The organism is Thermostichus sp. MS-CIW-26, assembly GCF_054059115.1.
This window is the reverse complement of sequence record NZ_JBSSBV010000020.1, coordinates 1-14,149: the sequence shown is the minus strand read 5'-3', so window position 1 is coordinate 14,149 and position 14,149 is coordinate 1. Positions and strand designations below refer to the sequence as shown.

Sequence of the window (14,149 nt, the reverse complement as noted above, 5' to 3'; positions counted from 1 at the left end):
GACGGAGTCCTTTGGCTTCTGCCGAAAGATCCCTGTTGAGGTGGCTCAAGCCTATAGCAGAATAAAGAATTCGGTTTCGGAGGCTGCGATGCTGAAGGTCTTTTCCTTGCTTTCCGGGCTGGTTTTGGCGGGAGGAGTGGCTGCTTTGGCCATCACCAATCCCACCTTAGAAGAGCATGCCTCTAACCCCCAAAACCCTGAACTTTGCTGAATTTACTGAGCTTTAGGCGGTTTGGCAAAAGTCATTGAGAGGGATATAGTAGACCAAGTTTCCCCCTGATCCTTGAGTCCACCGCAACGGTTGCCGGGAAGTGAAGGGGGAAAGCGCTCGGGGGGTATTCCTCAGGGCTTTGCGGGATACCGCCTTCCTGCTCAGAGATAGGCAGGATGCGATCGCTTCTTTCCTGAACCATGTTCAGGAGAGTTCAGCGTGAATGTATCAGTACAAAACCCATGCAGGGCAACAACTGGCCGCCTACGCTACGCGAGAATACTGCGCTCAGATCCCGTCTTTCTTGGTCACTTTGATCGAGGAATGTCATGCCCTTGTCCGAGAGCTCCAGCCCGAACTAGAAGCTCTGTTCATGCGCCAAACCCGCCGGCAGAATTTTATCCTTTTCAGCCTCTACACCACTTTATCCTTTTCAGCCTCTACACCACCGATTTGTCGTTGCTCAACTTTGGCCCACTGGGGATCTCCTTGCCCACCTACCACTTTGAAACCCTTGCCGTGGCTGGGCAATTTTATACTTATGAGATTCGAGAGGGGAAAGCTGCCCCCTAGCCACCATGGCAACCTCAGGCTCTCAGGATCCAGAAGAATCTCAAAAGGGAGGCTAGATTTGGGCTCGTTCCAACAGGGTTTGCAGCTCTTCCAGGGCCAACTGGGCTGACTGGGCCTGCTGGTAAAGGGATTGCACCACCTCAGCGCTGCTTTGGGCCGATTGCAGTGTGGATTGGCTCTGGCGCTGGATACGCTCTGCTAGGCCGCGAATGCGGTTGCTGGCCTCGGTGGTTCGCCCGGCCAATTTGCGGATCTCCTGGGCAATGGCTCCAAAGCCACCGGCACCACCGCTGCGGTTGGCCTCTACAGCCGCATTGAAAGAGAGCAGGCGAATGTATCCTGCCACCTCTACGATCAAATCCACGATGGTGTTGATCTCCTTGAGCTCCCGCGACAACTCCTGGCTGTTGTCGGCAATTTCCTGAACTAGGCCGCGTACGGCTTCCACGCCTTCAAAAGTAGCGGCAAAGGTGGATTTGCCTCTCTCAGAGAGCACAGAACTGATTTCAATGATGCGGGCGTTAAGGCGAGCCAACTCCTCGGAGCGCTGTTGGGCCCGGCGACGTTCCATGTCTAAGGCCAGGTTTTGGTTGAGGATCTCGGCTTTTTGTCGCTCCAGATCCCGGGCATACTGGAGGCTGCGGTTTTTTTCCTGCTCCAGCTCTGCCAAGATCCTTTTCATCTCTTCCTGCTGCTCCTGTAGCTTGCGCTGGGTGGCCAGATGCACCTGGGCCTGGGCCACCAACAACACCGGCACATCGAGAAGGCGGTAGTCCTGGGATCCCAGCTGAACCACCACGGGGTCATAGATGGTCTCTTCGGGCCGTTGGAAAGCTCGGTCGGCTGCTTGGATGACATCGCAGTCGCCGGGGAGCAAGAGAAAATCCCGGCTATGGAACTCTACCATGGAGCTGATGGGCCGCTTCAAAAACACATCCAGGCCGTAGGGCTTGCTGAGCATCCACTCCAGAATGGCGCGGCGGGTCAACATTCCCCGCACCTGTGACCGCTCGTCCAGCACGATGACTCCTGAAAGGCTGCTGTCATCTTCTAGGCGGCGCACCACGTTCTCACAAGGGGTGGACTCGCTCACCTGAAACTCCACCAAGGCCAAATCGCGCAGCTTGGTGTTGATCGATAGGGTAGGAGTGGGTGGATTTGTCAGGGTAGCCATCACAGGGATCCTCGGCACACGTTGGGTACAGATGGGTTGGATGCCAATGTGTAGAGCAACACAAAAAGTCGGCCCTAAATCGGCCTTTGATGGGGTGATTCCTGCAGAAAATCGACCACCTTCAGTTTGCCCTGGGATCCCACCTTTTGCCCATAAGATTCTGCGGGATTGTACGGAAAGGATGGCCTGGGATCCCTTCTTTGCAGTTTGCGGGGATGGATCCCTTTGAAGCTGAATGTTCTGGGTTGGTATCTTGGATCCCTGATTGATCTGGAGCTGGATTTAGCGGGTTTCTTGATAGCGGTGGTAGATTTCCAGAATTTCGCTGCGTCCTCGGTTAAAGGCGGCCACCACTTGCGGGTCGAAATGGCTGCCGCTGTTGTCTTCTACAAACTGAAAGACCTCATTCAAAGCCCAGGCTTCTTTGTAGGGGCGACGGCTGGCCAAGGCGTCGAAGACATCGGCCAAGGCCACAATCCGTCCCTCTAGAGGGATCCCTTCTCCTTTGAGGCCGTGCGGATACCCACTGCCGTCGAACTTCTCGTGGTGGGTAAGGGCGATGATGGCGCTCTTTTGCATCAGCTCGGAGTCGGACTTGCTGAGAATTTCGTAGCCGATCTCAGGATGGCGGTTCATGATCTGCCGCTCTTCTGGGGTCAGACGCCCCGGCTTTTGCAAGATGGCATCCGGGATCCCGATTTTGCCCACATCGTGCATGGGACTGGCGTAGAAGATCAGCTCTTGCTCATGGCTGGAGAGGCCCAAGTGCTTGGCGATGATGCGAGAGTAGTTGCTCATCCGCTTCAGGTGAAAAGAGGTATCTTGATCCCGGTATTCTGCGGCCAGAGACAGACAGAAGATGGTCTCGAAGTGGGCAGATTTGAGTTCTTCCCGCAATTGGACGTTTTGATAGGCAACCGCCGCCTGGGAGGCCAAGGCTTCTGCCACGCTAACTTCCAGCTCAGAAAAAGGTTGGCTCCACTCGGCCACTTGGTCAGGAGCTAGGGGGGTGGGGTGATCCGGCTTTAGGCGGTTCAACAGTTGCAGGGCGCCGAGGATCTTTCCTGAGGGATCCCGCATGGGCACAGTGAGCAAGGAGCGGGTGCGATAGCCGGTCTGCCGATCCACCTGTGGGTTAAAGGCATAGGGCCGGTCGGCGGGCAGGTGGTAGACATCTGGCAGATTCAGGCTCTCCCCGGTGAGCACCACGTAGCCCACAATGCTGGAAGGGCTGAGGGGCAAGCGCAGATCCCGCAGCTCCTCATGGCGGTTGACCACGAAAAAGCGCAGTTCCTCCCCCTCTCGGACAAAAAGGCTGGCCCCATCACAGTGGGTCAGTTCTCGGGCTTGAGCAACAATCAACTCCAGCAGCCGCTGCAGATCCGTTTCTGAGGAGAGGGCGATCCCCACTTGAATCAGACGCTGGCTGAGGCGCAGGGCATCCGAGGCATCGAATTCGGTTGTGCTGGGGTGAAGACCGAAGGGGGTGGGCAGGCTCATAGCAGGGTTGGTCAGAAGCGTTCACATTAAGCGTTCACAATAAACAATGGCGGAGTCATTCGCCCCCAAGAGTTCTCCTGCCGCCGGCTGGGTATCCGAACCTCCGGGGCGACCAGCAGCCCAAAAACACGCCAACACCACCCCAAGCCCCAATGCCTTACTTTAGCTCGAGGAGGCGAGAAACGTTGTGACCCAGGTCAAGCCCAAGGGAACCGATGAGATTTCCCTGCAGCTTGTTGTGGGCTTGGGCAATCCCGGCCCTCAATACGCCAATACCCGCCACAATTGCGGCTTTATGGTGGTGGATCGGCTGGCGCAGCGCTGGGGGATCCCGTTGGTTTTGGAGAAGCGATTCCAAGGTAGCTACGGAGAAGGGTTTGCCCTGGGAGGAAAGCGACGCTTGCTCAAGCCGGAAACCTACATGAACCGTTCCGGCCAATCGGTGCGGGCGGTGCTGGATTGGTACAAGTTAGATCTCGCCTCTGTGCTGGTGGTGTACGACGATATGGACTTGCCGCTGGGTCGTCTGCGCCTGCGGGGATCCGGTTCTGCCGGTGGGCACAACGGCATGAAGTCCATCATTCAGCACTTGGGGAGCGAAGGGTTTCCGCGGCTGCGTTTGGGGGTGGGCAAACCTAGGGGCAGCCAAGATGTGGTCGGGCATGTGTTGGGGGGATTTGCGCCTGCAGAACAAGAGGTGCTGGAGCGGGTGTTGAATACGGCGGTAGAGGCCGTGGAGTGCTGCTTGCAAGAGGGACTGAGGACAGCCATGAACCGCTTTAATCCTCTGGATCTGTCTGGGCCATCGTCCGATCCGGATGGATCCAACCCTGCACCGGGCCAAGGCGAGGCTTCCTCCTGAGGAGCAGCTTGTCCTGGATTGCCGGCTCCGAGGGGTCTTCCAGGAGAGGAAGTGGTAAGGGCTTCGTCCTGCTCATGGGAACGTCTGTGGAGACAATACTCCAGATAAGTATCAATTATCTGGAGTATAAGAGTGCCTACCTGGGCGTTGCCAACAGTTCCCAAGGGAGGTTAGCTTCTGTAACAGTCTTCCAGCAGAAGGGCGAAAGGAATGGGAACGGCAGCGTTCCCACCAGGGCCGGCCCGAGACAAAAAGCTGTTCATCATTTGAGGGTGAGATCTTGCTGTTGAACAACCTAGATTCAGTGTTGCTTGCTGTTGAAGCCGCTGCCCCCCTTGAACCGGAAGGGGCTGCCAATCTTTTACCCCTGATCTTGGCGGCGGTGCTGATGGCTCTGGTGGTCATCTATCTGGCCAGCCGTATTGCCGGAGAAATCGCCGTTCGCCTCGGCTTTCCGCCGGTGCTGGGAGAATTGCTGGGGGGCGTCGCGGTAGGGGCCTCCGCGCTGGGGTTGTTGGTCTTCCCAGAAGGACAAGTTTCCGGCCAAGAGCTGCACACCTTGGCTCAATCCTCAGCACTGATGCAATTTCTGCAAGCCACTGCCGGACTCGACGAGGGATCCCTGGTACAGGTGTTCTCCTCCCAAAGCCAGATCATCGACATCCTCTCCGAGATCGGGGTGATCGTCCTTTTGTTTGAAATCGGCCTCGAGTCGGATCTGGCCGAGCTGTTGCGGGTCGGCCCTCAAGCCGCAGCCGTAGCCGTCATCGGGGTCGCTGTGCCTTTCCTGGCCGGAACCCTGGGCTTGCTCTACCTGTTTCATGTGCCCGTTATCCCCGCCATATTTGCCGGCGCTGCCCTCACAGCAACCAGCATCGGCATCACCGCCCGCGTCTTGGCCGAGCTGCAAAAACTCACCTCCCCAGAAGGACAGGTGATCATCGGCGCCGCCGTCTTGGATGACGTGTTGGGCATCATCATCTTGGCCGTGGTGGCGGGCTTGGCCAAAAACGGAGAAGTCAACCTTTCCGATATCGGCATCATCATCCTCAGTGCCATCCTCTTCTTGGTCGGCTCCATTGTTTTGGGGCGCCTTCTCAGCCCCTACTTTGTTGCCCTTCTCAACAGCCTGAAGACCCGAGGTAACCCCCTTCTGCCCGCCCTCGTGCTGGCCTTTCTGCTGGCTTATGTAGGGCAAATCATTCATCTAGAAGCGATTTTGGGCGCCTTTGCCGCTGGCTTAATCTTGGCCGAAACCGAGAAACGGCAAGAGCTGGAAGAACAGATCAAGCCCATTTCCGACCTACTGGTGCCCATCTTCTTCGTCTGCGTTGGGGCCAAAACCAACCTTGCCGTACTCAACCCCACCCTCCCCGTCAACCGAGAGGGGCTGATCATTGCCGTCTTCTTGATCGGAGTTGCCATTGTGGGCAAGCTGGCAGCGGGCTTGGGGGCCTTTGGCAAGCCGGGCATCAACCGCTACGCCATCGGGGTGGGCATGATTCCCCGGGGTGAGGTGGGCCTGGTGTTTGCCGGTGTGGGGGCCGCCAGTGGGGTTCTCTCCGATGCCCTCGATGTCAGCATCATCGTCATGGTGATTGCCACCACCTTTGTCGCTCCCCTCTGGCTGCGGGGAGTGTTGATTGGGGAAGCCAACTCCCCCTCCCTCCTGGACTTGCAGGCAGAAGCGTCAGAGCAAGAGCGCAAAGGCGGCGCCGACGAGACCGCGTCATCGCTCCCAGACTCAGAACGGGTGGGCATTCCTGAGGGCTAAATTATCTCAGCTTTCCCCTCAAATGCCCCCAGAGGGTCTGGAACAGCAGCCGCAGCGGATTGCGGCGTTGAGGCTTCACGTCAATTCTCTCCATCGTCTCCTCTTGGGGCAAAATTGCCTGCATCGAGGGCGGATCAAACCGCTGCAGTGTTGTGGAGCGTCGATCCACCACCTCCGCCTTCACGCTGCGAAAGCTTACAGACTGGAGATACCGCTGAAAATCTTCGTCCGACAACTGGCGAATGCAGTACTGCATCCGCACCCGATCCCCCAACAGGATCTGATCCCCATCCTTGAGATCCCAGCTCAAACATCTCTGCCCATTCACCGAGACGCCGTTGGTGCTGCGCTTGCCCTCGATATTGCCGTCCAGCAGCCGGTAGGTATACTGGCCATCTTTTTGGGGTAGCCGCAGCAGCAGCGCGTGTTGCCGGGAAACCGCCGCCGAATCGATGACAATCGCATTGCTGGGATCCCTGCCGATGGAATAGGTGGCAGCACTGAGGGCCACAGCCCGCCGTCCCTGCTCATCATCGATCACCAACACATGCCAGATTTGGGAGGGGGAAGACTGGGCGCCGGTAGCCATGGTCTGGGGCCTTGAGCTGGAGCTGGATTGACCGTCGAAGTTGCAGTGCAGGCCCCTTTCGTGTTAGCGGGCTGGAAGCCACACCTCAGCCCATTGCCCAACCCTCGGTGAACCGCTGTGGGAAGAAGCTCAACGAGGGGGAGACTCGGCAAGAGAGGGGCTTTCCCCCATAATAGTAAGGCAGAGCTTCTGCAAAAAAGAGGATAGCTGAAACGTGAACACGACTCCAACCCCAACCCTCCTCGAAGCCCTTCCCCCGATCTACCCCGGCGTTGCCGTGCGGGTCATCAACCCCAACGACACCTACTACTGCTTTGAGGGCCAGGTACAGCGGGTTACCGACAACCATGCCGCTGTCCTCTTTGAAGGCGGCAACTGGGACAAATTAGTCACCTTCCGCCTCACAGAATTGGAAGTGGTAGACAAATCCCGCCCCTAGCCCTGCTCTCCCCTGTCCCTTTTGGCATCTCCCCATGCGCAGCCATTGGCAGGAACCTTTCCTCTGGCTCCATGCCGCCGGCATCCTCCTCTTCCCCTTGTGGGTGGGGCTGACCCTGATCGGGCTGGCCACAGGGGATCCCCTCCTGCCGGTGGGGGCGGAGCAGGCTTGGGTGGCCGTGGTGGGCATTGGGCCGGTCTTTGCTATGCAGTGGCGCAAACCGTTTGACATCTTTAGCGTGTGGGTGGCTTCTGTCCCCCCAGAAGAACTCACCCTCGAGCAGCGCCGCATCTTGGCCGCCTTCCTCAGCCCCGAACATAAGATTTTGACGCTGTTGGCGGCAATCCTGATGCTGGAAGTCGGTGAGCGCCTCTACGACTTTGCCCCCCTCTTTGCCCCGCTCACCCCTGGCAACGGCACCCGTCTGGCCGGCCTAGCCATAGCTGCCTTTGGATTTTGGGGATCCAACCTGTTCTTGCAGATCCCCATTGCAACGATACGGGTACTCCTCCTCAGCGAGCCGGAGCTGGCCCAAATGGATCCCGTCCCCGTCGAAGAGATCGAAAGCCGCTTCTCCGTCATCGGCGATCGCCGCAGCCCACTCCTGCAACGGCTGTTGCGCCGCATCTCCGGCCAGGATTCAGAAGGCACCTCGAAAGACCAAAAAGACAAGGTTAAAAACAGAGCGGCAGAAAACCCCCAGCCGGAATCCGAGAAGCGGGATCCCTCTGGGGAAGTTGCCATGCCGGCCCCTGAAACTCCCCCCGATCCCACCTAAGGCAAGCTTCCGCAAAAGCTGTAGCTCAATGTTAGATTGGAAGCAATCCAAGTAGATTGGAAGCAATCCAAGCCCTGTGAAATCCAACCATCGGCATTCCCCTGATCTTCGAGGCTACCGCACCGGCAATGGCGAGCAACTTTTCTTTCCGCTTCAAGCAATTTACCCAACGCCTCAGAGAAACCACCCAACTTCCCCAGTTTTTCACCGATCAAGCCACCAGTGAAACCCAAAACCTCGCTCGGGAGTTGGCTTTGGTTGGGGAATACGCCACTCAGCTTAGCCAAGTGGTGATGGAGGTGGACTTTCTCAACCAGCTCTACACCCGTCTTTTGAACGAGCGGGAAGTGTTGCAGCAGGAAAAAGATCACTTGGAAGCGCGGGTCTTTGAGTTGCAACAGGAACGCAACGAGACGGAGCCCCAGGTGATGTATTTGCGAGAGCAGCTCAGCCAGGCCAGCTTTCAACTGGAACAAACTCAAAACCGGGAACGCAGCCTTAGCGAGCGAGAACGACAGTTGTCGGAAATTGTAGCCCAACTGGAGCGACGGCGGGCTGTACTCAACCAAGCCATCGAAAACCTCACCAATCAAGAGGCCGATTACACCGTTCGCACCAAAGAACTGGAGGCGGTCGTCCGGGAAAACGAAAAGAAAGCCAAGCAGTACCTGGAAGCTGCCAACCACTACCGCGCCTACCTGGAAGAGCTCAATGCGCAAGTGCAAGAAACGCAAGCCAAGCTGAGAAGCCTTGGTGTCGAGCCCAAGCCCGCCGACCTGCCTCGACTTGAGGATCTGGAAAAACCCACCCCCATCCCAACGCCACCCCCTGCCTACACGCCTCCTCTCCCCCAACAGCCCCCCCCATCCCAGCAGAGTGGCTATTGGTCAGATAGTCCCTTCGACGACGACCCCTGGGGATAGACCGTCCTGCCAGGATCTATAAGCCAGCTTTGCGACAAAGCTCAGTCCTCTCTGCCCGAACTGGCCTTGGGGATGCCTGGGCGCTCACGTACCCTGGAAGAAACCTGTTGCAAGGGATCCGCAGGATCTCCACTGGGGATCCCGAGCCTCGAGATTCAATATTCAATTCGATGGGTTTCCTGCCCAGCCAAACCTATGGAACCGACCCTGCCGGATTTACAGGCCCTCAGCCAATGGGATCGACAGTTCTGCCAGTTTGCTGCCCAGCAGCAGCTCCTCAAGCCCAAACAACTGGCTCTGGCCCTGAAGATCCAACGGCAGCAGCACGGCTCTCTAGCCTTGATCCTCTGGCAGTTGGGCTTTGTGGGCCTGCAACACCTGGCTCAGTTCTGGGAAAAAATGCCCAGCGAAGCCGAGTCCGAACTGCTCGAGGACAGGGCCCTCGGTGGATGAAAGGTGCCCCCTTCCCCCACTCGCTTTTCCGCCAGAAGAGAAGAAGCAAGCAGATCCCTCTTGCTACCCAACGCTGTCGCCACCAGGCAGCAGATCCTTGGGATCCTCCGGTGGGGGCAGATGCGCCAGATCCACAGGCGAAGGGGATCCCCCCAAAATTCGCACCTGGATCCCCTTGATCACGACATAGAGCACCGGCACCACCAGCAAACTGAGCATTGTCGAGACGAACATGCCGCCGATCACCGCCGTGCCCAGAGACTGACGGCTGGCTGCCCCTGCGCCCGTGGCCGCTGCCAGCGGGAAAATACCCAGGATAGTGCTCAGGGCGGTCATCAGAATGGCGCGGAAGCGGGTCTCTGCCGCCTGCACTGCAGCCTTAACCAGGGGGATCCCTTGGGCAACCAACTGGTTGGCAAACTCCACAATCAAGATGGAGTTTTTGCTGGCCAGCCCGATCAACATCACCAACCCGACTTGGCAGAAGACGTCGTTGGTCAAGCCCCGCAGCAGTTGCGCCAAAAGAGCCCCAAGAACCGCCAGCGGCACCGCCAACAAAATGATCAAGGGATCCACATAGCTCTCAAATTGCGCCGCCAGCACCAGGAAGACGAACACCGAGCCCAAAGCAAAGATCAGCGGCGCCTGTCCTCCCGACTCGATTTCTTCCAGCGACAGGCCCGACCACTCGAAGCCAAACCCCTGCGGCAACAACTGGGCGGCTAGAGTTTCCATAGCCCGAATCGCTTGCCCTGAGCTAAAGCCCGGCAGGGCGCTGCCCTGAATTTCCACCGAGCGGAAGAGGTTGAAGTGGTTGATGATGGCCGGGCTGGTGGTCTCCTCCACCTGAACCAGGGTGCTCAACGGCAAGAGCTGCCCCTGCCCACCCCGCACGTAGAACTGGCCGATGCTTTCCGGGTTACCTCGGAATGCTTGATCCGCCTGCACATAGACCCGGTAGTTGCGGTTGAACAGGTCGAAATCATTGACGTAGGTGCCCCCCAGCAGCGTCTGCAGCGTGCCGAAGACATCCAACAGAGGGATCCCCAACAACTGGGCCATCTCCCGATCCACCTGTACTTCTAGCTGCGGCGAATTGGCGTTGAAGGTGGGCGGGTTAATCCGCAAGCCCAAGGGGGGTTGGCCCGGCGGGGGCGGCGAGTTGCCCACAAAAAACAGGGTGTTGGCCGTCTGCTCCAAGAGGTTGAAATCGTTCACCCCCCGATCCTGAAGCTGGAAAGTAAACCCGCCCGCAACCCCCAAATTGGGAATGGCCGGCGGCAGGATCGGGATCACCAATGCGCGGCTGATCCCGCCCAAAAAAGGCCCAAATAGCCGGTTGACAATCGCTTGCGCCGATTGCTCCGGTTGCCGCCGCTCTTCCCAGGGCTTGAGGGTGGCAAAGATCAGCCCATTCCCCGGCGAGGGCCCGGTAAAGCTGAACCCCCCCACGATCACCCGATTTTCGATCTCAGGGATCCCCTCCAAAATAGCGGCGGCCTGCCGGATCACCCTGTCGGTATAGTTGAGGGAAACCCCCGGCGGCCCCTGGACAATGGTGATGAAAAAGCCCTGATCCTCATCCGGCACAAACCCCGTCGGCACAATTTGGAACAGCCAGTAGGTGAGGCCCAAACAGGCAATAAACCCCGTCACCACCAACAGCCGCAGCTTCACCACCAGCTCCAGCAGGCGGCAGTAGGCCGCTCGGATCCCTTCCACGGCGCGGTCAAACCAGCGCAGCAGCCAAAACATCTGCTCTGAGCGGGGGCGAATTAGCAGCGCCGACAAAGCCGGAGCCAAGGTAATGGCATTAAACGTGGACAGCGAAACCGACACGGCAATGGTGACGGCAAACTGCTGGTAGATGCGACCGCTGGTGCCAGGAAAGAAAGCAACAGGCACAAATAGCCCCAGCAGCACCAGCGTCGTGGCGATCACCGCCCCCAACACCTCGTTCATCCCCGCCGAGGCCCCCTGCAGAGGCCGCATGCCGCGGTCGCGGATGTAGCGGGAGATATTCTCCACCACCACAATGGTGTCGTCCACCACCAAGCCAGTGGCCAGGGTGAGGCCGAACAGAGTCAAAGTGTTGATGGAAAAGCCAAACAGGCGCACAAAGGCGAAGGTCCCCAGCAGCGCCACCGGAATTGTAACGGTGGAAATGAGGGTGACGCGCCAATCTTGCAAAAAGATGAACAGTACCAGCACCACCAGGGCAATAGCCTGCAGCAGGGTAAAAATCACCTCCTGCACCGACTCGGTAATGAACAGGGTGGCGTCGAAAGGGATCTCGTAGATCAAGCCGGGCGGAAAACTCTCCGCCAGCTGCGCCAACGTCTGCCGCACCTGCCGCGACACCTCTAGGGCGTTGGCATCCGGTTGTTGGGTGATGGCGATCCCCACCGCCTCCTGCCCCCCGATGCGGAAGAACGTATCGTAGCTTTGGGCCCCCAGCTCTACCCGGCCCACATCGGCAATGCGCACCAAGCTGCCATCGGCGTTGGCCTTGAGAACGATCTGGGCGAACTCCTCCGGCTGCGACAGCCGCCCCGTGGCCTGGACGCTGATCTGAAACTCCTGATCCGGGGGGCTGGGCTGGCCGCCAATTTGGCCGGCGGGCACCTGGATATTCTGCTGGCGCACTGCGTTTACCACATCCAGAGCTGTCAGACCATAGCTGGCCAGCCGCGTCGGATCCAGCCAGATGCGCATGGCATAGGTGCGCTCCCCGAAAATGATGACATCGCTGACGCCGCGGATGCGCCGCAAAGCATCCCGCACAAACAGCTCCGCGTAGTTGCTCAAAAACAGCTCGTCGTATTCCCCCGCCTCTGAGCGCAGCGCCAACACCAGCACAAAGGCGCTGTCGCCGGCCTTTTCCACGCTGATGCCGTTTTGGATCACCTCCGCCGGCAGCCGGCCCTGGGCCCGCGCCACCCGGTTCTGCACATCCACAGCCGCCGTGTCCAGATCCCGATCCGGGCTGAAGGTAACGGTGATCTGGCTGGTGCCGTTGCTGCTGCTCACCGAGGCGATAGACCGTATACCCTCGACGCCGTTGATCTCCTGCTCCAGCACATTGGTTACCGCCGTCTCCACCGTCTCGGCGTTGGCCCCAGGATAAACAGCAGTCACCCTCACCGCTGGCGGCGCCACCTGTGGGTAGTAGTCCACCGGCAGTAGGGGAATGCTCACCGCCCCCACCAGCACGATCAGGATGGAGCAGACGCTGGCAAAAACAGGGCGGCGAATGAAAAAGTCAACAAACATAGTCCAGCGCAGTGAGGAGTGAAAGGGGATAGCTGAGTTGGGAAACCGCCGGAGAGAGGACCTAGGGCGGGGATCCAGGAGGTCTCCCTCCCCCTTGTGGCTGCATCCTCTGCTGAAAAAGCACCTCATCGACAATCGGGGCGCCATCGCGGATTTTCTGCAGGCCGCTCAGCACAATTGGCTCATTGGCCTCCAAACCCTCCAGCACCTCATAGCTGTTTCCGTAGATGGATCCCAGCTGCACCGGCCTTTGCACCGCCACCGCCCCCGGGGGCATGCCCTCTGCTGGCGGCTCCGTTGTCTGCACCGTGTAGACAAAGGTTTGCGCCCCCAAGCGGGCCACCGCCGTCACCGGCACCAGCAAGGCCGGCCGCTCCTCCCAGATGACCCGAGTCCGCACAAACTGGGCCGAGCGCAACTGGCCGGCAGGGTTCTCCAGAAGAGCCTTGGCCAGCACCGATTGCGTGGCGGCGTTGGCTTCGGGAGCAATGAAAGAGATTTGGCTGCTGCCGATCACCTCGCCGCGGCTATCCAGGATCTGCACCGGCGTGCCAATGCGCAGCTGGGGGGCCCGCTGCAACGGGATGTTGAGGTTGAGCTCCAGCGCCTGGGTTTGGGTCAAGGTGGTCAAAACCGTCTGAGGCGTCACGTAGTCCCCTTGCCGCACCAAAACATCCCCCACAATGCCGGCAAAGGGAGCTGTAACCTGGAAAAACTGCAGTTGCACCTGTTGCCGCTCCGCCTCGGCCTGGGCTCGCTGCACCTCCCGCTCTGCCCGCAAGATCGCGGCCTCCTGAGCGCGGATCTGCTCCTGTTGCGCCGCCAAAGCTGCCTCCGCCTGGCGCAGGTCGCGGCTGGATTGATCCGCTTGCGCCTGGCTGATGGCCCCCTCGGCCAAGAGGCGCAGGTTGCGCTCGTGCTGCTCCCGGGCAAACTCCGCCGCTGCCTCCAGCCGCATCCGATCCGCCCGCAACTGGCTGAGCACGGCCCGGCCGCTCTCCAGGTTGGCTTGGGCTGCGGCAATCCCCGCCGTTTGGCCGGCCACCGCCGCCTGTTGCTGCCGGCTGTCGATCTTAAAGAGAGGGGCTCCGGCAGCCACCTGGGATCCCAGCTGCACGAACACCTGGGTCACCTGTCCACTGACCTGAGGGCGGATACTGGCCACCTGCTGGGATCCGAGGCTGGCCATGAACTCTGAAGTCTCTTCGATTTGCTGTTCCTCTACCCTGCCGACGGCCACTGGTGTGGGTTGGCCTTCTCCGCCCCCTTCACCCCCCATGCTGCGAGGTGGCCCGCCGGGCCGGCAAGCAGCTACCAAGAGAGAAAGGCACAACAGCGGCAGAGCTGTTCGCAGTTGCATCGTGAACCTGCCTCCCTAACGGCTATCCCAACAGAGGGATCCCACCTCTGCATTGACTCAATCAACCAGGGTACTGAGACTGTGCCCTGCTGCGCCTGTGCAAAAGCGCTGGCCATCCTTCCCAATCCAGAGCTAGGGTGGATGCGTGACATCCTCCCGGCGCTCGTCCTGTGGACAGAGCGCGGGCCACCCTTCCCGTCAGCAGGACGGAGTCCTTACCTCGCGGTCGGGCATTCCTGC

The 14,149-nt window shown here is 59.3% G+C and carries 13 protein-coding genes and 1 pseudogene; 9 read left to right on the top strand and 5 right to left on the bottom strand.

The window, feature by feature from the left end; translation table 11 throughout:
- The first annotated feature begins 88 nt into the window (after positions 1 to 88).
- The 3 genes and pseudogenes from ACVWZU_RS08215 (at position 89) to ACVWZU_RS08205 (ending at position 784) form a co-directional block, all read left to right on the top strand.
- Entirely contained in the window at positions 89 to 211 is a 123-nt protein-coding gene (locus tag ACVWZU_RS08215; protein WP_414349965.1) for a hypothetical protein, read from the top strand.
- 223 nt (positions 212 to 434) lie between these two features.
- Positions 435 to 626 (top strand): annotated as a pseudogene (locus tag ACVWZU_RS08210) (DUF4359 domain-containing protein); the annotation flags it as partial.
- Positions 536 to 784 (top strand): DUF4359 domain-containing protein, encoded by a 249-nt coding sequence (locus tag ACVWZU_RS08205; RefSeq protein ID WP_457444302.1) that lies wholly within the window; start codon positions 536 to 538, stop codon positions 782 to 784. The pseudogene ACVWZU_RS08210 and the gene ACVWZU_RS08205, both read left to right, overlap by 91 nt.
- Positions 785 to 836: 52 nt before the next feature.
- Here ACVWZU_RS08205 and ACVWZU_RS08200 read toward each other — a convergent pair whose 3' ends face one another.
- Together ACVWZU_RS08200 and ACVWZU_RS08195 are read right to left on the bottom strand one after the other, a co-directional pair.
- Complete coding sequence (locus ACVWZU_RS08200; protein ID WP_457444300.1) at positions 837 to 1,958, bottom strand: methyl-accepting chemotaxis protein; 1,122 nt, start codon at positions 1,956 to 1,958, stop codon at positions 837 to 839.
- Positions 1,959 to 2,240: 282 nt separating this feature from the next.
- Positions 2,241 to 3,458 carry an HD domain-containing phosphohydrolase gene (locus ACVWZU_RS08195; protein WP_457444298.1) on the bottom strand — a complete coding sequence of 406 codons (1,218 nt, stop codon included), beginning with the start codon at positions 3,456 to 3,458 and terminating at the stop codon, positions 2,241 to 2,243.
- A gap of 187 nt (positions 3,459 to 3,645) precedes the next feature.
- Here ACVWZU_RS08195 and pth point away from each other — a divergent pair, with 187 nt between their 5' ends.
- Positions 3,646 to 4,320, top strand: a complete 675-nt coding sequence (pth, locus tag ACVWZU_RS08190) for an aminoacyl-tRNA hydrolase (RefSeq protein WP_457444296.1) — start codon at positions 3,646 to 3,648, stop codon at positions 4,318 to 4,320.
- Between the two features lie 304 nt (positions 4,321 to 4,624).
- Complete coding sequence (locus ACVWZU_RS08185; RefSeq protein WP_457444294.1) at positions 4,625 to 6,094, top strand: cation:proton antiporter; 1,470 nt, start codon at positions 4,625 to 4,627, stop codon at positions 6,092 to 6,094.
- Position 6,095: 1 nt separating this feature from the next.
- Here ACVWZU_RS08185 and ACVWZU_RS08180 read toward each other — a convergent pair whose 3' ends face one another.
- On the bottom strand, positions 6,096 to 6,683 hold the full coding sequence (locus ACVWZU_RS08180; RefSeq protein ID WP_457444292.1) for an FHA domain-containing protein: 588 nt from the start codon (positions 6,681 to 6,683) through the stop codon (positions 6,096 to 6,098).
- A 214-nt stretch (positions 6,684 to 6,897) separates the two neighbouring features.
- Here ACVWZU_RS08180 and ACVWZU_RS08175 point away from each other — a divergent pair, with 214 nt between their 5' ends.
- The 4 genes from ACVWZU_RS08175 (at position 6,898) to ACVWZU_RS08160 (ending at position 9,276) form a co-directional block, all read left to right on the top strand.
- Complete coding sequence (locus tag ACVWZU_RS08175) at positions 6,898 to 7,122, top strand: NAD(P)H dehydrogenase subunit NdhS (protein ID WP_011432364.1); 225 nt, start codon at positions 6,898 to 6,900, stop codon at positions 7,120 to 7,122.
- A gap of 34 nt (positions 7,123 to 7,156) precedes the next feature.
- Positions 7,157 to 7,900 carry a low-complexity tail membrane protein gene (locus tag ACVWZU_RS08170; protein WP_457444290.1) on the top strand — a complete coding sequence of 248 codons (744 nt, stop codon included), beginning with the start codon at positions 7,157 to 7,159 and terminating at the stop codon, positions 7,898 to 7,900.
- Positions 7,901 to 8,028: 128 nt separating this feature from the next.
- Positions 8,029 to 8,823, top strand: coding sequence for a hypothetical protein (locus ACVWZU_RS08165; RefSeq protein ID WP_414344360.1), 795 nt, complete (start codon positions 8,029 to 8,031; stop codon positions 8,821 to 8,823).
- Between the two features lie 195 nt (positions 8,824 to 9,018).
- Entirely contained in the window at positions 9,019 to 9,276 is a 258-nt protein-coding gene (locus tag ACVWZU_RS08160) for a DUF2949 domain-containing protein (RefSeq protein WP_457444288.1), read from the top strand.
- A gap of 63 nt (positions 9,277 to 9,339) precedes the next feature.
- On the opposite strand, the gene ACVWZU_RS08155 is transcribed toward ACVWZU_RS08160, so the two are convergent.
- Positions 9,340 to 12,549, bottom strand: coding sequence for an efflux RND transporter permease subunit (locus tag ACVWZU_RS08155; protein WP_457444286.1), 3,210 nt, complete (start codon positions 12,547 to 12,549; stop codon positions 9,340 to 9,342).
- 61 nt (positions 12,550 to 12,610) lie between these two features.
- Entirely contained in the window at positions 12,611 to 13,909 is a 1,299-nt protein-coding gene (locus ACVWZU_RS08150; protein ID WP_457402344.1) for an efflux RND transporter periplasmic adaptor subunit, read from the bottom strand.
- Positions 13,910 to 14,149 lie beyond the last annotated feature (240 nt).

Excerpts from the sequence above, each read along its gene's own strand:
- ACVWZU_RS08205 (WP_457444302.1), top strand. The coding sequence starts at position 536 with ATGTCATGCCCTTGTCCGAGAGCTCCAGCCCGAACTAGAAGCTCTGTT.
- ACVWZU_RS08180 (WP_457444292.1), bottom strand. The coding sequence starts at position 6,683 with ATGGCTACCGGCGCCCAGTCTTCCCCCTCCCAAATCTGGCATGTGTTG.
- ACVWZU_RS08215 (WP_414349965.1), top strand. The coding sequence starts at position 89 with ATGCTGAAGGTCTTTTCCTTGCTTTCCGGGCTGGTTTTGGCGGGAGGA.
- ACVWZU_RS08165 (WP_414344360.1), top strand. The coding sequence starts at position 8,029 with ATGGCGAGCAACTTTTCTTTCCGCTTCAAGCAATTTACCCAACGCCTC.
- ACVWZU_RS08200 (WP_457444300.1), bottom strand. The coding sequence starts at position 1,958 with ATGGCTACCCTGACAAATCCACCCACTCCTACCCTATCGATCAACACC.
- ACVWZU_RS08195 (WP_457444298.1), bottom strand. The coding sequence starts at position 3,458 with ATGAGCCTGCCCACCCCCTTCGGTCTTCACCCCAGCACAACCGAATTC.
- ACVWZU_RS08155 (WP_457444286.1), bottom strand. The coding sequence starts at position 12,549 with ATGTTTGTTGACTTTTTCATTCGCCGCCCTGTTTTTGCCAGCGTCTGC.
- ACVWZU_RS08160 (WP_457444288.1), top strand. The coding sequence starts at position 9,019 with ATGGAACCGACCCTGCCGGATTTACAGGCCCTCAGCCAATGGGATCGA.
- ACVWZU_RS08170 (WP_457444290.1), top strand. The coding sequence starts at position 7,157 with ATGCGCAGCCATTGGCAGGAACCTTTCCTCTGGCTCCATGCCGCCGGC.
- ACVWZU_RS08150 (WP_457402344.1), bottom strand. The coding sequence starts at position 13,909 with ATGCAACTGCGAACAGCTCTGCCGCTGTTGTGCCTTTCTCTCTTGGTA.